The organism is Burkholderia aenigmatica (assembly GCF_902499175.1).
In the GTDB taxonomy this organism is placed as follows: domain Bacteria; phylum Pseudomonadota; class Gammaproteobacteria; order Burkholderiales; family Burkholderiaceae; genus Burkholderia; species Burkholderia aenigmatica.
Genome location: NZ_CABVQC010000048.1, coordinates 24,172 through 47,803 on the forward strand (window position 1 = coordinate 24,172; position 23,632 = coordinate 47,803).

25 protein-coding genes and 2 pseudogenes are annotated in these 23,632 nt (G+C 64.3%); 14 read left to right on the top strand and 13 right to left on the bottom strand.

Translation table 11 applies throughout. The annotated features are described in order from the left end of the window. Positions 1-167 precede the first annotated feature (167 nt). On the bottom strand, positions 168-2,201 hold the full coding sequence (locus tag BDO18943_RS28570) for an NADPH-dependent 2,4-dienoyl-CoA reductase (protein ID WP_089453568.1): 2,034 nt from the start codon (positions 2,199-2,201) through the stop codon (positions 168-170). An 85-nt stretch (positions 2,202-2,286) separates the two neighbouring features. Between BDO18943_RS28570 and BDO18943_RS28575 the strand changes: the two genes are divergently transcribed. The 3 genes from BDO18943_RS28575 to BDO18943_RS28585 are packed head-to-tail and all read left to right on the top strand — an operon-like array spanning position 2,287 to position 4,612. Next, on the top strand, positions 2,287-3,369 hold the full coding sequence (locus BDO18943_RS28575; RefSeq protein ID WP_175024918.1) for an AraC family transcriptional regulator: 1,083 nt from the start codon (positions 2,287-2,289) through the stop codon (positions 3,367-3,369). After that, entirely contained in the window at positions 3,369-4,013 is a 645-nt protein-coding gene (locus tag BDO18943_RS28580; RefSeq protein ID WP_235996212.1) for a hypothetical protein, read from the top strand. The genes BDO18943_RS28575 and BDO18943_RS28580 overlap by 1 nt, the downstream gene beginning before the upstream one ends. Beyond that, positions 4,010-4,612 carry a hypothetical protein gene (locus BDO18943_RS28585; protein ID WP_175024919.1) on the top strand — a complete coding sequence of 201 codons (603 nt, stop codon included), beginning with the start codon at positions 4,010-4,012 and terminating at the stop codon, positions 4,610-4,612. The genes BDO18943_RS28580 and BDO18943_RS28585 overlap by 4 nt, the downstream gene beginning before the upstream one ends. A gap of 20 nt (positions 4,613-4,632) precedes the next feature. Here BDO18943_RS28585 and BDO18943_RS28590 read toward each other — a convergent pair whose 3' ends face one another. The 3 genes from BDO18943_RS28590 to BDO18943_RS28600 form a co-directional block, all read right to left on the bottom strand. After that, complete coding sequence (locus tag BDO18943_RS28590) at positions 4,633-5,082, bottom strand: aconitase X swivel domain-containing protein (protein WP_175024920.1); 450 nt, start codon at positions 5,080-5,082, stop codon at positions 4,633-4,635. After that, positions 5,075-6,322 carry an aconitase X gene (locus BDO18943_RS28595; RefSeq protein WP_175024921.1) on the bottom strand — a complete coding sequence of 416 codons (1,248 nt, stop codon included), beginning with the start codon at positions 6,320-6,322 and terminating at the stop codon, positions 5,075-5,077. Before BDO18943_RS28595 ends, BDO18943_RS28590 begins: the two co-directional genes overlap by 8 nt. A 185-nt stretch (positions 6,323-6,507) precedes the next feature. Beyond that, complete coding sequence (locus tag BDO18943_RS28600) at positions 6,508-6,936, bottom strand: MarR family winged helix-turn-helix transcriptional regulator (RefSeq protein WP_175024922.1); 429 nt, start codon at positions 6,934-6,936, stop codon at positions 6,508-6,510. 91 nt (positions 6,937-7,027) lie between these two features. Here BDO18943_RS28600 and BDO18943_RS28605 point away from each other — a divergent pair, with 91 nt between their 5' ends. From BDO18943_RS28605 to BDO18943_RS28635, 7 genes and pseudogenes are all read left to right on the top strand, one after another. Then, entirely contained in the window at positions 7,028-7,948 is a 921-nt protein-coding gene (locus BDO18943_RS28605; protein ID WP_175024923.1) for a LysR family transcriptional regulator, read from the top strand. 81 nt (positions 7,949-8,029) lie between these two features. Beyond that, complete coding sequence (locus BDO18943_RS28610; RefSeq protein WP_175024924.1) at positions 8,030-8,461, top strand: MarR family winged helix-turn-helix transcriptional regulator; 432 nt, start codon at positions 8,030-8,032, stop codon at positions 8,459-8,461. A 64-nt stretch (positions 8,462-8,525) separates the two neighbouring features. Continuing rightward, positions 8,526-9,620, top strand: coding sequence for an HlyD family secretion protein (locus tag BDO18943_RS28615; protein ID WP_175024925.1), 1,095 nt, complete (start codon positions 8,526-8,528; stop codon positions 9,618-9,620). A 13-nt stretch (positions 9,621-9,633) separates the two neighbouring features. Further along, positions 9,634-11,208 (top strand): DHA2 family efflux MFS transporter permease subunit, encoded by a 1,575-nt coding sequence (locus BDO18943_RS28620; RefSeq protein ID WP_175024926.1) that lies wholly within the window; start codon positions 9,634-9,636, stop codon positions 11,206-11,208. 19 nt (positions 11,209-11,227) lie between these two features. Next, positions 11,228-12,664 carry an efflux transporter outer membrane subunit gene (locus BDO18943_RS28625; protein ID WP_175024927.1) on the top strand — a complete coding sequence of 479 codons (1,437 nt, stop codon included), beginning with the start codon at positions 11,228-11,230 and terminating at the stop codon, positions 12,662-12,664. 115 nt (positions 12,665-12,779) lie between these two features. After that, a pseudogene (locus BDO18943_RS43175) lies at positions 12,780-13,210 on the top strand (STM2901 family protein). A 3-nt stretch (positions 13,211-13,213) separates the two neighbouring features. After that, positions 13,214-13,579, top strand: a complete 366-nt coding sequence (locus BDO18943_RS28635) for a DUF1493 family protein (RefSeq protein ID WP_175024928.1) — start codon at positions 13,214-13,216, stop codon at positions 13,577-13,579. Between the two features lie 51 nt (positions 13,580-13,630). Here BDO18943_RS28635 and BDO18943_RS28640 read toward each other — a convergent pair whose 3' ends face one another. The 8 genes and pseudogenes from BDO18943_RS28640 to BDO18943_RS28670 form a co-directional block, all read right to left on the bottom strand. Further along, positions 13,631-13,813 (bottom strand): hypothetical protein, encoded by a 183-nt coding sequence (locus BDO18943_RS28640; protein ID WP_175024929.1) that lies wholly within the window; start codon positions 13,811-13,813, stop codon positions 13,631-13,633. Positions 13,814-13,820: 7 nt separating this feature from the next. After that, positions 13,821-14,444 (bottom strand): LysE family transporter, encoded by a 624-nt coding sequence (locus BDO18943_RS28645; protein WP_175024930.1) that lies wholly within the window; start codon positions 14,442-14,444, stop codon positions 13,821-13,823. Between the two features lie 82 nt (positions 14,445-14,526). Then, positions 14,527-15,186: a hypothetical protein gene (locus BDO18943_RS28650; RefSeq protein ID WP_175024931.1), complete on the bottom strand. Its 660-nt coding sequence runs from the start codon at positions 15,184-15,186 to the stop codon at positions 14,527-14,529. 25 nt (positions 15,187-15,211) lie between these two features. Beyond that, complete coding sequence (locus tag BDO18943_RS28655; RefSeq protein ID WP_175024932.1) at positions 15,212-15,718, bottom strand: hypothetical protein; 507 nt, start codon at positions 15,716-15,718, stop codon at positions 15,212-15,214. A gap of 142 nt (positions 15,719-15,860) precedes the next feature. After that, positions 15,861-16,493 carry a glutathione transferase gene (yfcF, locus tag BDO18943_RS28660; protein WP_175024933.1) on the bottom strand — a complete coding sequence of 211 codons (633 nt, stop codon included), beginning with the start codon at positions 16,491-16,493 and terminating at the stop codon, positions 15,861-15,863. Positions 16,494-16,609: 116 nt separating this feature from the next. Next, positions 16,610-16,705 (bottom strand): annotated as a pseudogene (locus BDO18943_RS42780) (TIGR02594 family protein); the annotation flags it as partial. A gap of 98 nt (positions 16,706-16,803) precedes the next feature. Further along, on the bottom strand, positions 16,804-17,904 hold the full coding sequence (locus tag BDO18943_RS28665) for an SH3 domain-containing protein (RefSeq protein ID WP_175024934.1): 1,101 nt from the start codon (positions 17,902-17,904) through the stop codon (positions 16,804-16,806). Then, positions 17,901-18,311: a TIGR02594 family protein gene (locus BDO18943_RS28670; RefSeq protein ID WP_175024951.1), complete on the bottom strand. Its 411-nt coding sequence runs from the start codon at positions 18,309-18,311 to the stop codon at positions 17,901-17,903. Before BDO18943_RS28670 ends, BDO18943_RS28665 begins: the two co-directional genes overlap by 4 nt. 260 nt (positions 18,312-18,571) lie before the next feature. Here BDO18943_RS28670 and BDO18943_RS28675 point away from each other — a divergent pair, with 260 nt between their 5' ends. The 4 genes from BDO18943_RS28675 (at position 18,572) to BDO18943_RS28690 (ending at position 23,264) form a co-directional block, all read left to right on the top strand. Next, positions 18,572-19,546 carry a hypothetical protein gene (locus BDO18943_RS28675; RefSeq protein ID WP_175024935.1) on the top strand — a complete coding sequence of 325 codons (975 nt, stop codon included), beginning with the start codon at positions 18,572-18,574 and terminating at the stop codon, positions 19,544-19,546. A 108-nt stretch (positions 19,547-19,654) separates the two neighbouring features. Further along, complete coding sequence (locus BDO18943_RS28680; RefSeq protein WP_175024936.1) at positions 19,655-20,566, top strand: LysR substrate-binding domain-containing protein; 912 nt, start codon at positions 19,655-19,657, stop codon at positions 20,564-20,566. A gap of 133 nt (positions 20,567-20,699) precedes the next feature. Further along, entirely contained in the window at positions 20,700-22,016 is a 1,317-nt protein-coding gene (locus BDO18943_RS28685) for an MFS transporter (protein ID WP_175024937.1), read from the top strand. A gap of 12 nt (positions 22,017-22,028) precedes the next feature. After that, positions 22,029-23,264: a metal-dependent hydrolase family protein gene (locus BDO18943_RS28690; RefSeq protein ID WP_175024938.1), complete on the top strand. Its 1,236-nt coding sequence runs from the start codon at positions 22,029-22,031 to the stop codon at positions 23,262-23,264. Positions 23,265-23,348: 84 nt separating this feature from the next. Here BDO18943_RS28690 and BDO18943_RS28695 read toward each other — a convergent pair whose 3' ends face one another. Then, the gene (locus BDO18943_RS28695) at positions 23,349-23,594 is read right to left on the bottom strand and encodes a hypothetical protein (protein ID WP_235996215.1); all 246 of its coding nucleotides are present in this window, start codon (positions 23,592-23,594) and stop codon (positions 23,349-23,351) included. Positions 23,595-23,632: the final 38 nt, after the last annotated feature.

Here is a 23,632-nt window from a genome sequence, read left to right on the forward strand (position 1 = left end):
ACATGCGCGCGCGTATCGGCGTATCGGCGTATCGGCGTATCGGCGTATCGGCGTATCGGCGTATCGGCGTATCGGCGTATCGGCGGACCGGCGGATCAGATGGCAAATTGTGGTTCGTCGCGCCGTCAAGCGACGAACATCGTCACGAACGCCGCAGCAGCCACCCGTTACAACCGCGCCGCGAGCCGTGAACCCTGATCGATCGCGCGCTTCGCGTCGAGTTCGGCGGCCAGTTCCGCGCCGCCGATCAGGTGCACCGAGCGCCCGGCCGCCTGCAGCGGCGCGAGCAGCGCGCGCTGCGGCTCCTGCCCCGTGCAGAGCACGATCGTGTCGGCCTCGATCAGCTCGTGATCGGTACGCTGCTCGCCGTACGACACGTGCAAGCCGCGCGCGTCGATCAGTTCATAGTTCACGCCGCCGATCATCTTCACCTGCTTCATCTTCAGCGTCGCGCGGTGAATCCAGCCGGTCGTCTTGCCGAGCCCCTTGCCGAGCGGCGCGGCCTTGCGCTGCAGCAGCGTCACGTCTCGCGCCGGCGCCGTCACCTGCGCACGCGTCACGCCGCCACGCGTCGCGGCCGGGTCGGTCACGCCCCACTCGGCCTTCCACTCGTCCAGATCGAGCGCCGGCGATTCACCCTCCTGCACCAGATACTCGGCGACATCGAAGCCGATCCCGCCCGCGCCGACCACCACGACACGCCGGCCGACCGGCTGCCTGCCCGCGAGCACGTCGATGTAGCTGAGCACGTTCGGCCCGTCCTGCCCCGGAATCTTCGGGTCGCGCGGCGCGACGCCGGTCGCGAGCACGATCTCATCGTAGCCGCCCGCGATCAGGTCGCTCGCGTCGACGCGGCGGTTCAGGTGCAGGTTCACGCCGGTCAGCTCGACCTGGCGGCCGAAGTAGCTCAGCGCTTCGTGAAACTCTTCCTTGCCCGGAATCCGCTTCGCCATGTTGAACTGGCCGCCGATCTCGGCCGCACCGTCGAACAGGTCGACCTGATGGCCGCGCTGCGCGAGCACGGTCGAGCATGCGAGCCCGGCCGGCCCCGCGCCGACCACCGCGATGCGCTTCGGTTGCGCGGCGGGCGTGTATTTCAGCTCCGTCTCGTGGCATGCGCGCGGATTCAGCAGGCACGACGCGATCTTGTTCTTGAACGCATGATCGAGACACGCCTGGTTGCAGCCGATACAGGTATTGATCTCGTCGGCGCGGCCCTGCGCGGCCTTGACCACGAACTCCGCATCCGCGAGCAGCGGGCGCGCCATCGACACCATGTCCGCGCAGCCGTCCGCGAGGATCTGCTCGGCCACTTCGGGACGGTTGATCCGGTTGGTGGTCACGAGCGGAATGCCGACCTCGCCCTTCATCTTCTTCGTCACCCACGCGAACGCGCCGCGCGGCACCGACGTCGCGATCGTCGGCACGCGCGCCTCGTGCCAGCCGATCCCCGTGTTGATGATCGTTGCGCCCGCGCGCTCGACGGCCTTCGCGAGCTGCACGGTTTCGCTCCAGTCGCTGCCGTCCGGAATCAGGTCGAGCATCGACAGCCGGTAGATCAGGATGAAGTCGCGGCCGACCGCTTCGCGCGTGCGCTCGATGATCTCGATCGGCAGCCGGATGCGGTTCTCGTACGAACCGCCCCACTGGTCGGTGCGCTTGTTCGTATGCATCGAGATGAACTGGTTGATCAGGTAGCCCTCGGAGCCCATGATCTCGACGCCGTCATACCCGGCCTCACGCGCGAGCTTCGCGCAGCGGACGAACGCGCGGATCTGCCGCTCGACGCCGCCCGCGCTCAGTTCGTGCGGCGCGAACGGCGAGATCGGCGACTTGATCTTCGACGGCGCGACCGCGAACGGGTGATAACCGTAGCGGCCCGTATGCAGGATCTGCAGCGCGATCTTGCCGTCTTCCGCGTGCACGGCCTCCGTGATCTGACGATGCCGCCGCGCGGCGGCCGACGTCATCAGCGTGCCGCCGAACGGCTTGGTCCAGCCGGCCACGTTCGGCGCGAAGCCGCCCGTCACGATCAGGCCGACGCCGCCGCGGGCGCGTTCGGCGAAATATTCGGCGAGCCGCGGCAGCGTCTTGCGGCTGTCCTCGAGGCCCGTGTGCATCGAGCCCATCAGCACGCGATTCTTCAGCGTCGTGAAGCCGAGATCGAGCGGGGCGAGCAGGTGGGGAAAGGTCGTGGTCATGATGTTCGTGCCAATGCGTGCCAATGAGCGATGCGTGACATCGTAGGCGCGCGCCGCCTTGAACGTGAGGTGGCAAACAGCCATAATGCTTGTCATTTCCGGCCAAGACGACATGACTTCCCCTCTCGCCAAGGACCGCCTCGGGCTGCGCCGGCCGACGATTCCGGTCGCCTATACGCGCCTGCTGCTGCAGGCGCTGGCCGCGCGCGGCGTCGACCTGGCCGCCGTGCGCGCCGGCACGGGCCTGCGCGACGCGGTGCTGGCCGAACCGGACGCGCGCGTCGCGCCTTCGCAATGGGGGCGGCTCGTGCTCAATGCGATCGAGATCGGCGGCGATCCGGGCATCGGGCTCGCGTTCGGGCTGCTGTTGAAGCCGACCGTGCACGGCTTTCTCGGCTACGCGACGCTGACCGCGCGGGACATCCGCGAGGCGCTGTCCGTCACGCAGCGCTACTTCCGGATGCGCAACCGCCAATATCGGCTGACCTACGAGGAAGACGCACGCGGCGCGACGCTCGAACTGCACGGCGTGCAGGCCAGCCCCGTGCTGCAGCATCACGTGATGTTCGAGTTCGTGTTGACCGGGCTCGCGCAGAACATCTCGCAATGGGCCGGGCGCGCGTCGCCGCCGATCAAGCTGCAATTCGCGTGGCCGGAGCCGCCCTATTTCGCCCGCTATCGCGGCCAGTTGCCGCCGGTCGAATTCGGCTGCGCCGCCAACGCGCTGTGGATCGCGCGCGACGTGCTCGATTGGCCGCTGCCGCTCGCCGACGAAGTCGCGCACCGGCAAGCGCTCGTGCAGGTGGAGCGCGAGTATGCGCAGGTGCGCCAGGAGGAAGGCGATCTCGTCGAACGCGTGCGCGCGGAGCTGGCACGCGGGGCCGGCGCCTACCCGGGGCCGGAGACGCTCGCCGATGCGCTGCTCGTGTCGACGCGCACGCTGCGGCGCCGGCTGGAGGAAGCCGGTTCGAGCTATCGGCAATTGCTCGACGAAGCGCGGTTTCGCGACGCGAAGCAGTTGCTCGCCGCGTCGGATCTCGACCTGAAAACCATCGCCGAGCGGCTGCAATTCACCGATCCGGCGAATTTCACGCGCGCGTTCCGGCGCTGGGCCGGGCAGACGCCGAGCGCGTACCGGGAGGCCGCCGCGGGTGCCGCACGCGAGTAATGGGGAAACCGCGAACGGCACGACGCCCCCGCCCGCGATTTCATCAGTATGATCATTCCCACGCCAAAGCGGCGCCCACCGGCGCACTCTCCCGCCCCATGCCCAATCACACCACCCTGATCGAAGCGACGATCGACCGTATCGATGCGAATCTCGTCCGTGTCGCGGCCGATATCGAGAAGGTGCCGCTTTATCGCCTGACGATGCAGGACGTCTGCTACTTCATCGCCGCCGACGATATCGATGCAGAGGCGTTCAAGAAAATCGATCAGTTGAAGCCCGGAATGGCAGTGCGCGCATGCACCTTCGACGATCGCGGTCGCCACCGCATCGCGTGGATCAGAAGCAACGACGTCGCACTCGCGCCTTACGATGCATTCCGCCAAAAGAGCAGCAACGTGTCACTGCTCACCTGGGCGTCCTGCATCTTCATGCTGAGCCTGCTGATCGCTGCGGCCGCCTTCAAATCGGGCTGGACGTTCGTCAGCGCAGCAAGCGTGGTCGTCAGCATCATCAGCCTGCTGGGCGCCCTGCTCGCGATCGCCGGCCTGTCCGAACGGGCCTTCCGGCCCCAGCGGCGCGAAGCCCAGGAAAAGTGGCAATGCGAACCCGCCAGTTTCGCGGTGGAACGGATCAACGCATGAGCGATCGCACCATGCAGATCGCATCCGGCTGCGTGACGTCCGTGAGCCAGAAGAGGATCGGTACGAAGTTCTGGAGCGTCAACCTGGGCCCGTCCACGCAAAGCATCCAGGAAATCACGCTGCAGCTCGACACGTTCGACGCGCCGCTCACGCTCAGGACGAACAGCACGCACAGCCTGTTCGTCGTCGCGTGCGACCGGCTGGATGTCGCGTACGCCCAAAGTCAGGATCGCCGTGCCATCTTCGGTATCCGGAACGTAACCAACGGCTCGGTGTATCTCGTTCGCACAGCGAAAGTTGCCGCAGCCCGCATCGATGTCGTCTCGATGATCGGCCTGATGGTCGCCATGCCCCTCACGATCGTCATGGTGTCCGCGTTGAGACGTAGCACGGAGGGGGCGCTGGACGCGTCCGTGTGGTTCGGTGTGGCCGGGGTCAGTTTCTTCGCGCTGAGCACGATCCTGCGTACCGTGTTCGGCATCATCATATGGCCCGAGATCCGGCGACTCAGGCAGCCCGGCGGCAAGCGCGAAATGAATGCCGCAAGACACGCGCTGTCGCTCGCGAACGAAGATACACCGCACGTTCAAATCATCTGACTCGACAAGCACGCAACGCGTCAGTGGCCGACGCAAATCCTCGCACCGCCGTCACCCTCGGCCGCTTCGATCCGCACGTCACCGGCCGCGGCCACGATCGCGTCGTACACGTCATCGGTCACGCACACCACCGGCACCGCGATCGCATACAGTTCGGCGGCCACGATCGCGCCGATCGAGATGATCAGGTCGCGCTCCTTCAGCACGATCCCGACCGGCCCCGTGCCGTTGCGCACGGCTTCCGCAAGCACGCTGCTGCTCGAGCTCGAGCCCTTCGCGTGCGGCATCACCATCACCTTGCCGGCGAGGCTCGCGCCGGCCTGCGGATGTCCGCGATCGACGATCTTTCCCGCGCCGGAGTCGTAACCGCCCCAGAAGCTGAGCGGCTTGTCGAGCACGAACGGCCGCGCGCATGCGCTGCCCGGCACGAGCGTATCGCCCGTCAACAGCTTGCCCGTCGCTTCAGTCATCGAATCGCACCTTTCCTTCATATGCCGAACGCACGCATTCGCGCATGCTGCCGTACGCGACCGTCACGCCGATGTTCGCGGGCGCATACGACGCCCATTTCCCCGAATTGGTCATCACGAGCCCCGACAGTTGCTTCATCACCGGCGTGATGTACGTACAGGTATCGACGACGATCTGAATGCCGCGCGCAGCGAATTTCTCCGCGAGGCCGGCCTCCTCCAGTTCCCACAGGATGAACCGGCTCGTGTTCACGTAGAAATCGCAGGCCGGCTTGCCGTCGAATGCATCGAGCAAGGTATCGAGCGTGCGAAATTCGGCCAGCGAGAAATGCGGCGTGCCGAGCGCCACCGCGACGAGCGCGTCGCCGGCCGCGCCGTGGTTCAGCGTGTGACGAATCGCATCGAGATCGCCCATCGTGACGTCGACCGTGCGTTGCGCCGCTTGCCCGTGCAACGCGGCATCGAGCGTCGGCGCCTCGGGGGTCACGCCGACCGCATGGAACAGCGCGACGGCACCGCTCGACGCGGCAGCCGCACCGAGCGCCTTGAGTTCGTCCTCGGTGGTGTCCGCCGGCAGCCCGACGATCGCCGGCACGACCGCGCCCGCGATCCTGCCGATCAGCAGCCCAAGCGCGGCGAAATAGATGTCGCGCGACGGCAGGTGGCTGAAGTCCGGCGCGTTGAACACGATCCGTGCGGCACGGTTCGCTTCGACATGCAGCCCCGCATACGGCGCACGTCCGGTGATCGCGGCGGCCAGGTCAAGAAAATCGCCGTACCGGCTCGTCCGCGCGCCGAGCACCGAGTTCGCGAACACGATCGCGTTCGATTCGGCCCAGGCGATCTGCTCGCCTTTCGCGGGACGGTTCTTCAACTGGTACGGCGCGCACGTGAAGCTCGATTCGCAGCCGAGCTGCAGATGCGCATCCATCAGGCGCTGCGCGTCGCGCTGGATCGTGCGGTCGCCGTGGTACAGCTCGGGATGGATCAGGTCGAGCGACCCGACGTTCAGCGTGGTCGGTACCGCGACCTTCGCGCCGGTGTCGACGAAATACTCGACGAAGTCGAGGCTGGTCTGGCCGTGGTACAGACAGCCGTCGATATGCGCGGACGTGATGTCGATCAGGTGCGGCGCGGACATCACTTGCGCCGTGCGCGCGACGATCCGCATCGCGCGCGCGACGCCCTCGCCGAAATCCCCGCGCAGCATCGCGCTGTCGCGGTCACTCAACTGCAGCATCGGTGGCTCCTCTGACGCGTGCCGGCGGCGCCGGCCCGTGAAATCCGTCAGGGGACTCTACAACTGGAAATAAAAACTGTCCAGATCGCCATCGATCCGGACATTTTCAAAAACCAATTTCCGCTCTTGAGCGCCACCGAAGTGGGCAATGGCTCGAATTCTGCTCCAGTTTGCCGCCGCGCCGTCTAGCGTTCCGCGGTCACACTGAACAGTTCGTCGCGCAGCGCCTTCGCGCGGTCGCGGCCGAACTGCGTCTCGAATTCGTCCTGCGCGGCCTGCCATGCGACCAACGCCTGCGCGAACGTGCGCTCGCCCAGCTTCGTGAGGCTCAGCGCATGCGCGCGCGCATCGTGCTCGGACGCGGCCGTCGCGACGAAGCCGTCGCGCTGCAGCGGCTTCAGTGCGCGCAGCAGCGTCGTGCGATCCATCACGAGCGCATCGGCGAGTTCGCTCATCAGCAGGCCGGGCGTGCGCGTCAGGTTCGCCATGATCGAGAACTGGGCGGGCGTGACGCCAACCGGGGCCAGATGGCGCTCGTACAGTTGCGTGACGAAGCGCGCCGCCTGACGCAGCGCGAGGCAGTTGCACGCCTGGGCAATCGAGGTGTCGTTCATGCTTGGCAATTTATATGTGCATATGCATAAAGTCAATGTACACTCCGCCGTAACAAGGCCGGTGGCCGGCCCTCGCGTCAAGGAGACGGACATGGACTACATCGACAAGCTGCGGATTTTCCGGTCGGTGGTGGAGATGCGCAGCTTCACGCGCGCCGCCGACATGCACGGCCTCGCGCGGCCTGTCGTGTCGCGTGCGGTCGCGGATCTGGAAGCGCGTTTCGGCAGCCGGCTGCTGCACCGGACCACGCGCCAGGTGTCGTTGACCGAAACGGCCGAGCGCATCTACGAGCGCTGCGCGGCCGTGCTCGACGAACTCGACTCGCTCGAAGCGGAAGCGCAGGCGCCGACACGCGAGCCCGAAGGCCTGCTGCGGCTCGTCGCGCACACGACGGCCACGCTGAACCGGCTGGTGCCGCTGATCGCCGGCTTCAAGGCCGCGCACCCGAAGGTGCGCCTCGACGTGACGCTGACCGAGCGGCCCATCGATCTCGTCGGCGAAGGCTACGACATCGCCATCGTCGTGCCGTACATGCTGACGAACGAATCGACCGTCGTGCGGCTGGTCGAGCGGATTCCGCTCGTGATCGTCGCGACGCCCGCCTACCTGCGCGCCCATCCGCACCCGGCCGCGCCGGCCGATCTCGCCGACCATCCGTTCGTGCCGATGTCGCCGTCGCTGCGCCGGCCCGCGCTGTCGTTCCGCGTCGATGGCGACCTGCTGACCGTGCCGTTTCGCTTCGACATCTCGTCGAACAGCCCCGTCTTCAATCGCGAGATGGTGATGCACGACTTCGGGATCGGCGTCGTGCCGAAAACGCTCGTTCAGGCCGAACTCGCATCGGGCGCGCTCGTGCAGTTGCTGCCGAACGCCGATCTCGTCGACGCGTTCGTCGAGATCAAGCTCGCCTACGCGAGCCGCGCGCTGCTGCCCGCGAAGGTCAAGGCGTTCATCGACTACACGGCCGCCTACTGCGACCGCGAAGGCTGGATCGTGCCGGCGGCGGCCTGACGCCGATTGGTACAGCCATGACAACAATCTGATCGCGCCCCGCCGCTCGCTTCGCGCCGTATTGCCCCCTAACATGTGTACATGCACAAGACGACGCTCATCGATGACGATTGCTTCGCGGTCCGGCAAGCCGCCCGCCGGATCTCGCAGTTCTACGAGCGGTATCTGTCGCGGGCGGGCGTGACGCCGTCGCAATACAGCATTCTCGCGCTGCTGCGTGACCGGCCGGGCCTGACGATGGCGACGCTGTCGGCCGTGCTGGTGATCGAACGCACCGCGCTGCTGCGCGCGCTCAAGCCGCTCGTCGGCGCGGCGCTGGTGGCGGGCCGGATCGAGCCGCCGTGCCGCCGCCAGACGTTCGCGCTGACCGCGCACGGTGAAACGAAGGTCGCCGACGCGCAGGTGCACTGGCTCGCCGCGCAGGAAGCGTTCGAGCAGCGGTTCGGGCCGACGCAGGCGGCCCGCCTGAGAGACGAATTGTTCCGGATCACGCACAACCTGCCGGAACGCTAGCCCCTTCCCCGATCGACGACACTTCGTCGATCGACTTGATAAGTGCATATACATAGGTGAATCGATGGAAACGACCCAAGCCGCTGCCTCATCCCGTGAAGCAGCCACACTCGACCGGCCCGCGAAGCAACAGCGCCGCGTGCCGTGGATGCGCATCGCGGTGGGTGCCGTCGTCATCGTCGTTGCCGCCGCCGCGCTCGACTGGCTGTTCGTGCTGCGTTTCCAGGAGAGCACCGACGATGCGTATGTCGGCGGCGACGTGACGGTGCTTGCGCCGAAGGTCAACGGCTTCGTCGACAAGATCCTCGTGACCGACAACCAGCGCGTGAAGGCCGGCGACGTGCTCGTTCAGCTCGATGCGCGCGACTACGACGCGAAGCTCGCGCAGGCCAGCGCCGAAGTCGACAGCGCGCGCTCCGCCGTGACCGAACTCGCGGCGAAGCAGCAACTGCAATACGCGGTGATCGGCCAGCAGGCAGCCGACAAGAACGCGTCGTCGGCCGAGCTTACGCGTGCCGCATCGGATCGCGTGCGCTACCGCGAGCTCGTGAAATCCGACGCCGTGTCGAACCAGATCGTCGAACGCGCGGACGCCGACTACTCGAAGGCCGGCGCCGCCGTCGAGCGCAGCGACGCCGCGCTGCTCGCGTCGAAGCGGCAGCTCGACGTGCTCGGCGCGCAGCTCGTCGATGCGCAAGCTCGCGTGAACACCGCGCTCGCCGCGCAGCGCGTCGCCGCGCTCAACGTCGAATACACGACGATCCGCTCGCCGGTCGACGGCTACGTCGGCAATCGTACCGGCCGCGTCGGGATGCTCGCGAACGTCGGCGTGCCGCTGCTGACGGTCGTGCCGGCTTCCGGGCTGTGGATCGACGCGAACTTCAAGGAAGACCAGTTGCGCAAGATGCACGCGGGCGATCGCGTCGACGTGTCGCTCGATGCGTCGAGCACGCGCCTGCACGGTCGCGTCGACAGCCTCGCGCCCGCCACGGGCGCGACCTTCAGCGTGCTGCCGCCCGAGAACGCGACCGGCAACTTCACGAAGATCGTCCAGCGCGTGCCCGTGCGTGTGCATCTCGATCCGCAGCCGGGCCTCGACCATGTGCTGCGCCCCGGCCTGTCCGCGGTCGTGACCGTGCATACCGGCCGCGCGAGCTGAACGGGAGACGACGATGACCACCGCGTTTTCCGGCGACCCGGCGTCGCAACCGACCAAGCAGCGCGTATTCGCGTTCGCGCTGATGTGCGTCGGCTTCTTCATGGCGACGCTCGACATCCAGATCGTCGCGTCGTCGCTGCGCGACATCGGCGGCGGCCTCTCTGCCAGCCAGGATGAATTGTCGTGGGTGCAGACCGCCTACCTGATCGCCGAGATCATCGTGATCCCGATGTCCGGCTGGCTGTCGAAGGTGATGTCGACGCGCTGGCTGTTCGTCGCGTCGGCCGTCGGCTTCACGATCACGAGCATGCTGTGCGGGCTCGCGTGGGACATCAACTCGATGATCCTGTTTCGCGGGCTGCAGGGCGCGCTCGGCGCCGCGATGATCCCGACCGTGTTCACCACCGCGTTCGTGCTGTTCCCCGGCAAGCAGCGGCTGATCGCGTCGACGACCATCGGCGCGCTCGCATCGCTCGCGCCGGCGATCGGCCCCGTGATCGGCGGCTGGATCACCGATCAATGGTCGTGGCACTGGCTGTTCTACCTGAACCTCGTGCCGGGCATCGCGGTGGCCGCACTCGTGCCGCGCTACGTGCACATCGACGAACCCGATCTCAGCCTCATCAAGCGCGGCGACTATCTCGGCATCATGCTGATGTCGGGCTTCCTCGGCTGCCTCGAATACGTGCTGGAAGAAGGCCCGCGCAAGAACTGGTTCGGCGACGACGTGATCGTGATCTGCGCATGGATCTCCGGCATCTGCGGTTTCCTGTTCATCGTGCATGCGCTGACCGCGAAGGATCCGGTCGTCGACCTGCGCGCGCTCGCCGTGCGCAACTTCGGGATCGGCAGCCTGCTGTCGTTCGTGACCGGCATCGGGATCTTCGTGACCGTGTTCCTGACGCCGCTGTTTCTTGCGCAGGTGCGCGCGTTCAGCTCGCTGCAGATCGGCATGGCGCTGCTGTCGGTCGGCGCGTTCCAGCTGGTCGCGCTCGGTGCGTATGCGTTCGCCGCGCGCTATTTCAGCCTGCGCGCGCTGCTCGTGTTCGGGCTGATCTGCTTCGGCCTCGGCTGCTACCTGTACACGCCCATCACGCACGACTGGGGCTGGCGCGAACTGCTGCTGCCGCAGGCGCTGCGTGGCATCGGCCAGCAGTTCAGCGTGCCGCCGATCGTGACGATGGCGCTCGGCTCGCTGCCGCAGTCGCGCCTGAAATCGGCCAGCGGCCTGTTCAACCTGATGCGCAATCTCGGCGGGGCAATCGGCATCGCGGTGAGCGCGACGATGCTCAACGACCGGCTGAATTTTCATTACCTGCGTCTGAACGAGCACGTGAGCGCCGGCCAGCCGCAGATCGCATCGCTGCTCGATCGCCAGGCCGCGTACTGGTCGTCGGTGGCCGGCAATACGCTGGATACCGCGCAAGCCGGGCTCGCGAACCTGCACCACCTGATCTATCGCGAAGCGTTGACGCTTACCTATGCGGATGCGTACTACGCGTTGTCGCTGTGCTTCGTCGTCGCGCTGCTCGCTGTCGTCTTCTCCAAACCCATTTCCCTGAACGCGCCGCCGCCGGACGCGCACTGAGGTTGAGGTCATCGCCATCATGAAAAAATTTCTCGTCGCCCTCGCCGTCAGCGCACTCGCCGCAGGATGCGCGGTGCAGCCCGCGCAGCATCCGGCGCTTCAGGATTCGGTTCGCACGCTCGCGCCGGATGGTTGGGATACCGATGTGCCGCGCGCGGACATCGACGCCGCCGCGTGGTGGGCGCAATTCCACGATCCCGTGCTCGACCGGCTGATCGCCACCGTGCTCGACGGCAACCTCGATCTGCAGGCAGCCGCCGAACGCGTGAAGCAGGCGCAGGCGTTGACCGTGCAGAAGCGCGCGGTGCTGTTGCCCGAACTCGATGCGACCGCGCATGCGGCCGACGCGCGGCAGAACACACCGCCGCCGCTTGGCTATGTGCGACAGGCCGGTGCGGGACTCGCGCTGAGCTGGTCGCCCGACGTGTTCGGCGGCGAACGGCTCGATCTGCTCGCCGCGCAGGCCAAGCTCGTCGGGCAGAAGCATGCGGAAGATGCGATGCGGCTCGCGCTCGCGGCGGATGCGGCTTCCGCGTATGTCGATCTGCGCTGGGCGCAGCAGGAATTGAAGATCCTGCAGGACAACGCCAAGATCCGGCAGCATGCGCTCGAACTCACGCGCAAGCGGCAGGCGTTCGGGCTGTCGACTGAGCTTGACGTCACGCGTGCGCAGAACCAGCTCGACGCGCTCGAAGCGCGGATTCCGCCGACGCAGGCGCAGATCTCGCATCAGCTCAACCTGATTGCCGTGTATTCAGGGCGCACGCCGGAATCGGTCGATCGGCTCGTGCTGGCGCAGGCCGGGGAGATTCCGGCGCCGCCGGTTGGCGCGCCGGGAACACTGCCCTCGCAGGCGTTGTTACGGCGGCCCGATGTGCTGACGGCTTATGCGCAAGTCGAGCGGCGTGCGGCGCAAGTGGGCGTGGCGAAGGCCGAGCGGTATCCGAAGTTCTCGTTGAACCTGACGGACGGGATTCTGGCGGCTTCGTATCTTGGGTTGCCGACGTTGACCGATAACCTGTTCAGCGCGGCGTTGAGTGCGACGAGCCCGATCTTCAACGCGGGGCGAATTACCGCCGACATCTCGCAGAGCGAAAGCCGGATGCGGGAGTCGGAACTCGGGTTACGGCAGACGATGCTGCAAGCGCTGCGCGAAGTCGAGGACGCGCGCGCGAATCTCGTCAGTTCCGATGAGGCGACGCGGAAGCTGGGTAGCGCGCTTGCTGCGTCGGACAAGGCGCTCGGGTTGGCGAATCAGCTCTACAAGGGTGGCGCGACCGATTTTCTGGATGTGCTGTCCGCGCAGGAGGTGTATCTGCGGGACTCGGATTCGCTCAATCAGGTCAAGCGCGAGCATGCGCTGGCGGCGGTGGCGCTGTATCGGTCGCTTGGGGGTGGGTGGAGCAGGAATGAGGCGGCGGGTGGGCCGGAGGTGGAGGCTGTGGCGAAGAACTGAGCGGGATCACGATATGGCGCCGGCCGGGCTGTTGCAGGCGATGCGGTAAAGTATCGCGTTCGCGAGGGGCACACGCTGAGAGAGCAGCGCCCTTGCCGGATCAGGAGAACAATGAATGAGTGAAAACCGGTACACCTACGGCACTTAGCAGAATCTACGGCCCGTCGACGTCTTTGCCCTGGTGGCGTTCGACGAGACGCGCAAGCAGCTGGGCCTGGACGATCTGGCAGCCGCGTCGGCAATGCTGCTCGGTCAGGCTGACGTCCCTGTCCCCGGCAAGTTCGCAGGGGCTACACCGGGCACCTCCGTCGCCTTGCTTGCTGCCCGCAAGCTGTTCCCGCAGACACTACCGTTTCGCCTGCCGATGATCATGGGCGTGGGGTTGTCCGGTATTCGGATCGCCTTCACCTCCGCCTCGGCGCATGGGTCGGCCGGACGATTCCCGTCGTAGGCGAGGTGTTTCTGGCTCGCGATGCCTTCCTGATCATGCGCAACACCGTGACGACCTGCAACCGACTCGTGAAGCCCGAAGATCGAATGCTCTGAGCCATGAAAGACGATACCTGGGAACGTTTCGAAGCCTTCACCCGTCAGGAGCTTGGCCGGCCGTTGTTCGGCGGCAAGCTGAACCTTCAGCCCGAATCACGGCTTGAGGAAGATCTCGGCGTCACTGGCCTCGACGGGGTCGAGTTCATCGACAAGTGGGCCGAGACATTCAACGTCGACGCCGAAGGGTTCCCGTACCGACGCTACTTTGGCCCGGAAGGTCAGGAACTGCTGTCGCCACTCATTGGGCTATTCGTGAAGCGGCTCCGACCGCCAAAGCGCTACCCGCTGACGCTGGGTATGCTGGCCGAGGCAACGCGACGCGGGCAGTGGGACACGGACGCGATCGAGGCAGCTGCTGGGGAGTGATCGTCATTGGCTGGGCCGGTCGGCTGTTCACACTTGCCGGCGCCCCGCTCTTCACCCACACGATCCCAGACATTGAACCGACGACAACGCGATCAGATAAACCGCCGCCCACGCAATGCCCAGCCCTGCGATAACGGTGGCGATACGCGTGATCGGCTTGTGCCAGAACCGGATCGAAACGAACACGCCGGCAGCCAGCAGGAGCCCGATGAGGATCGGGCCAAGCACATTCATTACAGCGTTATCGGTCGAGTGCCAGCTTTGCGCCGAGCCCCAGCAGGATCGTCCCCATCACCGCGTCGATCGGCTTGCGCAGTTTCGCGTAGCCCGTCTGCACACGGTTCGTCGAGAACAGCACGGCGATCGTGCAGAACCACGTCACCGATACCGCGACGACCACGGTCAGCGTCGCGCCATGCACCCATGCCGGCGCATGCGCGGGCAGCAGCGTGACGAACAGGCTGCCGAAGAACGCCGCGGCTTTCGGGTTGGTCAGGCCGACCAGCAGCCCTTTCCGGTAGGCGTGCACGCCGCCGCGAATGACCGGCTGGCTCGCGGCTTCAGCCTGCTGTGCCGACTGGCGCAGGCCCGACAGCGTCTTGATGCCCAGATAGATCAGGTACGCGGCACCGGCGATGCGAATCGCCTCGTACAGCCACGCAAGCTTCGCGACGATCAGCCCGAGCCCGAAAATCGCCATCGCTGCCCAGACCGCATGCGACGACGCGATGCCCAGCGCGGCCAGTAGGCCCGCTCGGCGATTGCCGAGCGCGTGGGATGAAACGGCGATCAGGTCGGGGCCGGGGCTGACGCACGCCAGCAACATCACGCCGCCGACTGCGGCGAGTTGGGGAAGATAGCTCATGGCGGTTCGAGAGGATTTGGGTAAAGGGGGAAAGCCGATCTACTCTAGCATGCCAATTATGGGTGCATGCGGAATGGCACGCTCATGGGCGATCGATCAACTGTGAACACGCTTCAATTGGAGCAATTTTTCCATTTCGCCCGTCATAAAGGACACATAACGGCCTATTTTCGCTGGCGTGCATCGCCTTCCCCTTACACTCCGCTCCATCCATTACGCCTCCTGCTTTGTCAACACACACCCCACCAGACTGCACAAGCCAGATTTCTTTCGACAAGCGGATTTTTCCGTCAGACACCTCATAAAAATCCCGCCACCGACCATCTGCCTGGTCAAAATCGTAGGAATACCGACTCCCTCCCACATAATCTGCTCCCACCGGCAAATACCCTGAAAACTTCACGTCCCCGCCTCGAACCGCATAAACGTTCATTTGGGCGTTAACCCCCGACCTACCGGGATTTACCATGACCAACTTCGTATCAGTGCCGGTTAGCTCGTTCACAAGCCACAGACCACCACTGCAACTATCCGAATCATCCAATTTTTGATTCGCTACCAAATCGCTCGCCTTTCCCGCTCCATCACCATCAAACACCATGATTTCCGATCGTGCACGATCACAAACAAAGACAAGCGTCTTTCCGCCCGACACAACCGATAGAGACTGGGAAGACGACTTATCCTCTGCAAAAACCTTTCCAATCCCGAAGAAAAGAACAAAAACAATCAAAAACCTCATCTCTCCTCCAAGGAAAATACAAAAATTACCCATCCACATTGCGAACAAAGAAATACAACACTCTACTCACCGAATCCAGGAGATATCCACCACGAACATTCTGGAATGACCCACTTCTCCCAAGCCCGTCAAAATTGAAGCTCACACATAGATAACGCTGACGGCCTTCTCTTGCGATGCTCCACTCTGCCAGCGCGGGATTGAATGCCGTCGGCTTGATTCCGCCATTATTTCCAATGGGCATGGCGGTGGGCAATCGGTAGAGTTTTCCAGAATAGATCAACGCCTGCGTCGACTTCCCTTCCGCGTAGCCGACGTCGACACGGTCATGTTTGACGAGATAGCTTGCGTTATAGCCGGCTGCGTAGGCGTCCTCTTGTGACACCTCGTGCGTGTTGATGCCCTCGATCGCGACGGACTGAGAAACGGACTGCGCCAGAAGGCAGCTTTTAACCAAGCCCTCACCCGGAGATGCCGCCCATCCGATGCTGTAAGCGGCCATGACCACGACAGTCAAACAAATTTTCTTCATCGGGAATCACTCCCACTCAGAGTCGGTGGGCGGAATGACATCACGCGGGCATGCTACCTCCCGACGTGGGCTGGGCGGACCGTGATACGACGTATCGGCGTGCGGCGCAAACGACCGCGCCGCCGCCCCCTGCCCCCGCGATTTACAGCGGCGGCCGCTTCAGTTTCACCCAGCGCTGCACCGACGCCCGCTCCCACTGCGCACGCGCATAGTCGGCGAGGCGCTGCGGCACCGGATCGTCATTCAGCACCAGACGGTTCAGCATCACCGCCAGATCGACATCGGCAATGCTCCACTCGCCGAACAGGTTGGCCGCGCCCGGCGCGAGCAGCTTGTCGGCAGCCGCGAACAGCTTCTGTGCGGCGGCCTGCGCCAAGCTCGACAGCGGCTCGCTCGACGGCCCGTAGAACAGCACTTCGGTCGACCGCTCCGTCCGAACCGGCATCAGGTCGCTGCGCAGCCACGCCTGCACCTGTCGTGCGCGTGCACGCTGGCGCGGCTCGACCGGATAGAGCCGCGTGCCCGGGAAGGTCTCGTCGAGATACTCGGTAATCGCCGACGATTCCGACAGCGCGAAATCGTCGTGCACGAGCGTCGGCACGCGTTGCGTCAGCGACGTCGCCGCGTAGTCGGGCGCGAAATGCGCGCGGTTGCCGAGATCGACGGTCACCAGTTCGTAAGGCAGCGCTTTTTCCTCGAGCGCAACGAAGACCGACATTGCGTAAGGGCTTGCGTATTGCGTATCGGCGTAGAGGCGGAGATGACCGGGTTGCACTGCTGGCTCCTTGTGGGTACGGATGCTCGCGGCTGCTGGTTGATGCGGTTGTGTGACAGGTTAGCAGCGGCTGGTTTCGTCATGTTTGTGGTTTTGCGTGTGCTGTTGCTACGTGGTCATGCGGCGTCGGGCCAACGATAGCCGATCACTTCGTTCAACGGGTAGCCGAGTTCGCGTATTTCTTCCCGTTGATTGCCACCGAGGCGATACACCTGCTCACGAAACTGCTCAATGCTCCAACCCGTTCGAAATTTCACTTCGACAGTCTTGAATGAAACTCATATTCTCGAGCGGGGCGTGGCAACTTGCATCATTCATTGATCGAGATCTGGTCGGCTTTGATCCAACGAAGCACATGCTTACCGGATGCGCTAACGTAGTCCACATAGGCCCACCCAGCCGGAGATTGCTTCAGTACGGTTACGACATCATTCTGGACGAGATAGGTTCGACTGGCGGTCGCGTCGTCGGGGGCTGTGAACAGAGTCGCTTTTGCGACCGATACGATAGCGGTCCGGCGTTCGGCATCCGCGTCTTTCGACTCTCGCGTATCAAGAGAGCCGCCGAGGCCTTTCGAAAGCGCCGCTTCGATCAAACGTGCATCACTCGTTGCACTTTTCGTGCGCAAAGCTGCTGCTATCTTTCGATAGGATGCACGGTTACCCGACGATAACGGGTCACAACGAAGCACATTGTCGGCCCCAGAATCGTCGCGAAGAACCCAATCCGCCGGATGCCCTGCTTCGATGTAGCGGAGGACGTTACTTGCCGATGGACGATCGCTCTTCAGCATCGTGGAAGTTTGCTCGTCCGTTCCCCATTGAGCAGGCTGACCAGCAGTCCAACCTTGCCCGCAAATTTCACCCGTTTGATCTGAGGTAATGCACCCTGTGCGTACCTCGACGACTGGGCAATATTCCCGGCTCAGGACAGATTCGGGTTTCCCTTGCCCTTGCCATACTGTTCCAGTCTCCACTCGCCCGATGACAACATATTGCCCGGACGGCGAAATGTCAGCGGTTTTCGGCGGCTCAATCTCGGTACCTTCCGTATTCGTTTGGCCGGTACGCGGCAACAGACCGAACGTCGTTCCATCCGGGAACACAAATACCGCGCGCTTCCAAGATCGGTTGGACAAAGGTGCCTGAGGGTTCGCAGCATTGCTATAGATCACTGCTGCTCCCCCAGGCAATGCAAGGCGTAGAGTGGACTGCGGTGCTGCGCTTGCAAGACCTGACCAAAACATGGTCATCGCGAGCATCGTTCCGACATGCGTGACAAGCGAGCACGGGGTAACCTCCCGAAACAACGGAACACGTGGCTTCGTGAGTTTTAGCGCCGAGTCTTTCAAGATGGCATTGCCAAATGCTTGGACCCAATGTTGTTGGGTGTGCTGCAGCGATGTGATCATCCGGCGTCGGGCCAGCGGTAGCCGATCACTTCGTTCAACGGGTACGCAAGTTCACGGACTTCTTCCAGCTGGTTGCCGCCGAAGAGATACACCTGTTCGTCGTCGTGACGCAGGTAGAACCCGACATGCCCTTTCCAGCTTGCGGGATCGTCGCGCGTCAGAATCGCGATGCAGCCGTAGACCGGGCGATCCAGCGGACGGCCCCATTCGAGCCACGAACGTGCGAGTGCGGAACCGGTGCCGCGAATGCCGGCGTGCTTCATGCACCAGTTGACGAACGACGAACACCAGGAAATCTTGTCGTCGTAGCCGACCAGGTTCGTCTGGTTGTTGTATTCGACGATGCGCGGGTTGATGCTGCCGGGTGGGTGGCGGCGGATGCCGAGTTCGGCCATTGCGACGGGCATCCACGGCGGATGGGCGGCGTCCGGTCTGCTCTCAGGATTGAATAGGGTCACGTCGTTCTCGGGCGAGTGTGTTGTGCGGTCAATCTTCGCATGAATACGGCAGCGCGACAGCGCCCTTTCGGCTTGTGATCGCCTTTCAGTCCGCGCCGGCCGTATCGCTTTTTACCGTCTACCGGCCTCCGGGTAGTGGGCAGACACGCCCGCCAGATCGACTACCATATGACAAATCCAACCGGTTTCGACCGCCTCATCCGCGCACCATGACGACACCTTCCGACGACTCCGCCTCGCCCGAACTCGACAGCGCATCGGCTCGACCGGATGGGGACGCGGAATCGCAGCCGCGCGTCATCTCGCTGCCGGCGCACCTGCGCAGCATCCCTGCCTGCGAAGGTGTTCCCGACCTGTTCACCACCTACCTGATCAATATCGGCCTGACGCTGATGTTCGGCACGATGTTCACGGGGTTGCTCGTCAGTCCGTTTTACGACGGCTCCTTTTTCAACAAAGGCTTCATCGTGTTCGTCCTGTGGCTCGTGCTGCTGGGCGTGCTCGCGTGGGCCTTGAAGATTTTCATTCGTGGCGCGAGACACGCCGGCGCCTGGTTCGAGGTCGACTCGACCGGCTTTCGCTATGGCCTCGGCACGCGCCCGGAACCGGCTGCCATCCCGAAAGAACGGTGCGTCGAATGGCGCGAAGCCGTTGCCAACCCCGACCGACCCTATGACGTCGAATACAACACGGCGTCCGGCGTCACCAGGAGCCCCGCGAACTTCCAGTTCTGGCGACGCGCCACGCGCGAACCCGTCGCGGCCTATACGCTGCGCATGAACCTCATCCCGACCGACGCCGACGATGCCATTCGCTGCGCGGGCTTCAAGAATCGTCACGACCTGCTCGTCGCCATTCTGTGCGGCCTCGCGCATCAGGGGCTGCGCTTCAATCGCAATACCTTCATTGCCGCCGGCATTCACCCGGAGACCTGGCAGAAACTCAGAACGCCGTGGCGCAAGGCCGTCGTCTTTTTCTCCATTCTTACCGCGCTCGGCCTGCTGGCCTTCTTCATCTGGGGGCGCCTCTCCCTGATCTTCTCCTTCGCGATCTGGATCGTTTCGTTTTTATATTATTGCGGCGAGGGGAAGTACGACTTCTCTCCGGATATCAAGAACTATCCGCGAGGGCCGATCGTTTTTCGCATCGACGATAGCGAGACGCTCGACGAAAGCCCGCGTTGACGCGGCAGGCGACAACCCGAGGGTCGGGCTTTCACCCATGCGCGAGTTTGCGATTACCTCGCGATCCCCGCTTATGATGTCGCGAGCCACACGACCCTCACGCCCGCCATGCGCATCACGCCCCTGCCGCCCCTCCAGTGCCTCGTCGCGTTCGAAGCCGCGGTGCGGCACGCGAGCTTCACGCGCGCGGCCGCCGAGTTGCACCTGACCCAAAGCGCGATCAGCCGGCAGATCCAGCAGCTCGAGGAATTCCTCGGCCGCTCGCTGTTCGTGCGCGAACATCGTTCGCTGCGGCTGACGATCGCCGGCGAGCAATACGCGGCGCAAGTGCACCATCTCCTCACGCAATGCGCGGAAGCCACGCACGACGTGATGAAGCCCTACGGCGATCTCGAACTGACGATCGCGTGCTCGTCCGGCGTGGCGCTGCTGTGGCTCACGCCGCGCCTGCCCGCGTTTCGCGCCGCGTATCCGAACATCAAGCTGCGGCTGATCGTGCGCGACGGGCTCGCGTCGATGTCGCCGGCGGAGTTCGACGTGGGCGTCTACTACGTGCGCCAGCAGGCGCCCGCCGAATACACCGCGCGCCGTCTGTTCGACGAGGAAGTGTTTCCCGTCTGCGCACCGGGGTACCTGGCCGGCCGCACGCTCGACGCGGCCGATCTCGCGAACGAGACGCTGCTGCGCCTCGAGGACGGGCAGCGTCAGTGGATGTCGTGGTCCGAATGGTTCGACCAGAACGACATCGACCGGCAAAAGGCGCAGCCGCAGGACATCATGATCAACTCGTATCCGCAGATCGTGCAGATGACGATTCTCGGCCAGGGCGTGTCGCTCGGCTGGCGCTACATGATCGACGCATGCATCGAGGCCAGGCTGCTCGTGCGCGTGACCGACGCATCCGCGAGCCACGGCGGCGGCTACTACGTGATCTCGCCCAACGACCGCGCGCAGAACCAGGCCGCACGGCTGTTCTCACGCTGGCTGTTCGAGCAGGCGGAGCGGCAGACGGCGCCCTGACCTACCCTGAACGCGACGCATGCGTCCAGCGCATGCGTGCATGCAAATCTTTCGTTTCAGAAAAAAATCGCGCTGTCCTTAGCATGGGGTTCACGCGGGGCGCCCGTCCCGTCTTCTGACCAAGGAAGAGACCATGCAAGGAACGCTTTCCCCGCGCGCCGCGCCTGCCGTCGATGCGGCAGTGCAGCAGCGTCGCCGCGCCATCGTCGCGACCGTGATCGGCAACGGTCTCGAGTGGTTCGATTTCACCGTCTACAGCTTTTTCGCGGTCATCATCGCGAAACTGTTCTTTCCGACCGGCAACGAACTGACGTCCGTGCTGCTGACCGTCGCGACGTTCGGCGTCGGCTTCTTCATGCGGCCCGTCGGCGGCATCGTGCTCGGCATCTACGCCGACAAGGTCGGGCGCAAGGCCGCGCTGTCGCTCACCATCCTCATGATGGCAGCCGGCACCGCGCTCATCGGGCTCGCGCCGACCTACGAACAGGCCGGTATCGCCGCGCCGCTGCTGATCGTCGTCGCGCGGCTGCTGCAAGGTTTCTCGGCCGGCGGCGAGATGGGTGGCGCCACCGCGTTCCTCACCGAATACGCGCCGCCGGAGAAGCGCGCGTACTACTCGAGCTGGATCCAGTCGAGCATCGGCTTCGCCGTGCTGCTCGGCGCCGCGACCGGCACCTTCGTCACGACGTCGCTCGACGCGCAGGCGCTGCATAGCTGGGGCTGGCGACTACCGTTCCTGCTCGGGATCATCGTCGGGCCCGTCGGCTACTTCATCCGCAGCCATATCGACGAGACGCCCGCATTCAGTGCCGTCGAAGCGCAGGCGAAAGAGAGCTCGCCGCTGAAGGAGGTGCTGTCCACCTACCCGCGCGAAACGTTCGCGAGTTTTTCGATGGTCATTCTGTGGACCGTCTGCACCTACGTGCTGCTCTTCTACATGCCGACTTATTCCGTGCGCACGCTGCATCTGCCGCAATCGACCGGTTTCGCGGCCGGCATGGTCGGCGGGCTGATGATCATGTGCTGCTCACCGATCGTCGGCCGGCTTGCCGACGTGTGGGGACGGCGCGTGTTCCTGTCCGGATCGGCGCTGGTCATCCTCGTGCTCGCGTGGCCGATGTTCGCGTGGATCAACCATGCGCCCGGGTTCACGTCGCTGATCGTGTTCCAGGCCGTGTTCGGCGTGCTGATCGCGACCTACACGGGGCCGATCCTCGCGGCGTTCGCCGAACTGTTCCCGACCAAGGTGCTGTCGACCGGGCTGTCGGTCGCCTACAACTTCGCGGTCACGATCTTCGGCGGCTTCGCGCCGTTCCTGATCACGTGGCTCATCGCCCGCACCGGCAGCAACATGGCCCCTGCCTTCTACGTGACCCTCGCGGCGGCCGTCAGCTTCATCGGAACGCGCTTCGTGAAGGACGCAAAGCGGGCCGCTTCCGTCAATCGCTAAGGACCTCTCTCCATGACCATTACCGTGCTTCAAGGCGGCAACGTACTCGATCTCGAACGGGGCGTGCTGCTCGACCATCATCATGTCGTGATCGACGGCGACCGGATTGTCGAAGTCACCGATCGGCCGGTGGATTTTCCGAATGCACATGTGATTGACGTGCGCGGCAAGACCGTGATGCCGGGGTTCATCGATTGCCATGTGCATGTGCTGGCTTCGAATGCGAATCTCGGCGCGAATGCGACGCAGCCGAATATTCTTGCGGTGATTCGGTCGTTGCCGATTCTCGATGCGATGTTGTCGCGCGGGTTCACCAGCGTGCGCGATGCAGGCGGCGCGGACTGGAGCTTGATGCAGGCGGTCGAAACCGGGCTGGTGTCGGGGCCGCGGATTTTTCCGTCGGGAAAGGCGTTGTCGCAGACCGGCGGGCATGGGGACTTTCGGCCTCGCGGGGACTTGCTGGAGCCTTGTTCGTGCTGTTTCAGGACAGGGGCGATTGCTCGGGTGGTGGACGGGGTCGAAGGTGTGCGGCTTGCGGTGCGTGAAGAGATTCAGAAAGGCGCGACGCAGATCAAGATCATGGCGTCAGGTGGAGTGGCTTCGCCGACCGACCCGATTGCGAACACGCAGTATTCGGAGGATGAGATTCGGGCGATCGTCGATGAGGCTGTGGCCGCGAATACTTATGTGATGGCGCACGCGTATACAGGGCGAGCGATTGCGCGGGCGGTGCGCTGTGGGGTGAGGACGATCGAGCATGGGAATCTCGTGGACGAGGCGGCGGCGAGACTGATGCACGAGCATGGCGCGTTTGTAGTGCCCACGCTTGTCACTTATGACGCGCTTGCCAAACACGGCGCGGAGTTCGGGATGCCCCCCGAATCGGTGGCAAAGGTGGCTTCCGTTCAGCAGAAGGGGCGAGAGTCGCTGGAAATCTATGCGAACGCCGGCGTGAAGATGGGGTTCGGGTCGGATCTGCTCGGGGAAATGCATACGTTTCAGTCCGGCGAGTTTCGGATTCGGGCGGAGGTGCTCGGGAATCTGGAAGCGCTCAGGTCGGCGACGACCGTAGCGGCGGAGATCGTCAACATGCAGGGGCAGCTCGGGGTGGTGGCGGCGGGAGCGATCGCGGATCTGGTCGTGCTCGACGGGAATCCGCTCGAGGATATCGGGGTGGTGGCCGGTCAGGGGGAGCGCGTCGAATATGTGTTGCAGCGGGGGAAGGTTGTGAAGGCGCGGGGGGGTTAGGGTTCGCGGTTGTGCGGATTCCTTCGTGTACAGCGGTCGTGACAATCGTTCAAGGTGATCATCGACACGGACGCGGCGCCCGCGTTAACCCCCGCTCTCGGTCGTGTTCACGCGGTAACAGCAATCCAGCAGCAAGGGCCGCGCGAAGCGGCCCTTGCTGCTGGATTGCTCCTCTACCTGGGCGGCCGCGCCGTAAGGCTGCTCTCGCCAGCTCATCGCGCTGCGATCAGGTTTGATAGTGATGTGCCGAAGATCGAAATTGAACGTGAGATATACGCGATCATCCGGTTCGAATCCCAATAACGTGAAATGCGCGTCGATGGCGCGCATCCATGATCGGTTACTATGAGAGAGATAACTAACTGAGA

What these genes read in the sequence shown, in the direction of transcription:
- BDO18943_RS28570 (WP_089453568.1), bottom strand. Translation starts at nt 2,201, where the DNA reads ATGACCACGACCTTTCCCCACCTGCTCGCCCCGCTCGATCTCGGCTTC.
- BDO18943_RS28575 (WP_175024918.1), top strand. Translation starts at nt 2,287, where the DNA reads ATGCTTGTCATTTCCGGCCAAGACGACATGACTTCCCCTCTCGCCAAG.
- BDO18943_RS28580 (WP_235996212.1), top strand. Translation starts at nt 3,369, where the DNA reads ATGGGGAAACCGCGAACGGCACGACGCCCCCGCCCGCGATTTCATCAG.
- BDO18943_RS28585 (WP_175024919.1), top strand. Translation starts at nt 4,010, where the DNA reads ATGAGCGATCGCACCATGCAGATCGCATCCGGCTGCGTGACGTCCGTG.
- BDO18943_RS28590 (WP_175024920.1), bottom strand. Translation starts at nt 5,082, where the DNA reads ATGACTGAAGCGACGGGCAAGCTGTTGACGGGCGATACGCTCGTGCCG.
- BDO18943_RS28595 (WP_175024921.1), bottom strand. Translation starts at nt 6,322, where the DNA reads ATGCTGCAGTTGAGTGACCGCGACAGCGCGATGCTGCGCGGGGATTTC.
- BDO18943_RS28600 (WP_175024922.1), bottom strand. Translation starts at nt 6,936, where the DNA reads ATGAACGACACCTCGATTGCCCAGGCGTGCAACTGCCTCGCGCTGCGT.
- BDO18943_RS28605 (WP_175024923.1), top strand. Translation starts at nt 7,028, where the DNA reads ATGGACTACATCGACAAGCTGCGGATTTTCCGGTCGGTGGTGGAGATG.
- BDO18943_RS28610 (WP_175024924.1), top strand. Translation starts at nt 8,030, where the DNA reads ATGCACAAGACGACGCTCATCGATGACGATTGCTTCGCGGTCCGGCAA.
- BDO18943_RS28615 (WP_175024925.1), top strand. Translation starts at nt 8,526, where the DNA reads ATGGAAACGACCCAAGCCGCTGCCTCATCCCGTGAAGCAGCCACACTC.
- BDO18943_RS28620 (WP_175024926.1), top strand. Translation starts at nt 9,634, where the DNA reads ATGACCACCGCGTTTTCCGGCGACCCGGCGTCGCAACCGACCAAGCAG.
- BDO18943_RS28625 (WP_175024927.1), top strand. Translation starts at nt 11,228, where the DNA reads ATGAAAAAATTTCTCGTCGCCCTCGCCGTCAGCGCACTCGCCGCAGGA.
- BDO18943_RS28635 (WP_175024928.1), top strand. Translation starts at nt 13,214, where the DNA reads ATGAAAGACGATACCTGGGAACGTTTCGAAGCCTTCACCCGTCAGGAG.
- BDO18943_RS28640 (WP_175024929.1), bottom strand. Translation starts at nt 13,813, where the DNA reads ATGAATGTGCTTGGCCCGATCCTCATCGGGCTCCTGCTGGCTGCCGGC.
- BDO18943_RS28645 (WP_175024930.1), bottom strand. Translation starts at nt 14,444, where the DNA reads ATGAGCTATCTTCCCCAACTCGCCGCAGTCGGCGGCGTGATGTTGCTG.
- BDO18943_RS28650 (WP_175024931.1), bottom strand. Translation starts at nt 15,186, where the DNA reads ATGAGGTTTTTGATTGTTTTTGTTCTTTTCTTCGGGATTGGAAAGGTT.
- BDO18943_RS28655 (WP_175024932.1), bottom strand. Translation starts at nt 15,718, where the DNA reads ATGAAGAAAATTTGTTTGACTGTCGTGGTCATGGCCGCTTACAGCATC.
- BDO18943_RS28665 (WP_175024934.1), bottom strand. Translation starts at nt 17,904, where the DNA reads ATGATCACATCGCTGCAGCACACCCAACAACATTGGGTCCAAGCATTT.
- BDO18943_RS28670 (WP_175024951.1), bottom strand. Translation starts at nt 18,311, where the DNA reads ATGCCCGTCGCAATGGCCGAACTCGGCATCCGCCGCCACCCACCCGGC.
- BDO18943_RS28675 (WP_175024935.1), top strand. Translation starts at nt 18,572, where the DNA reads ATGACGACACCTTCCGACGACTCCGCCTCGCCCGAACTCGACAGCGCA.
- BDO18943_RS28680 (WP_175024936.1), top strand. Translation starts at nt 19,655, where the DNA reads ATGCGCATCACGCCCCTGCCGCCCCTCCAGTGCCTCGTCGCGTTCGAA.
- BDO18943_RS28685 (WP_175024937.1), top strand. Translation starts at nt 20,700, where the DNA reads ATGCAAGGAACGCTTTCCCCGCGCGCCGCGCCTGCCGTCGATGCGGCA.
- BDO18943_RS28690 (WP_175024938.1), top strand. Translation starts at nt 22,029, where the DNA reads ATGACCATTACCGTGCTTCAAGGCGGCAACGTACTCGATCTCGAACGG.
- BDO18943_RS28695 (WP_235996215.1), bottom strand. Translation starts at nt 23,594, where the DNA reads ATGCGCGCCATCGACGCGCATTTCACGTTATTGGGATTCGAACCGGAT.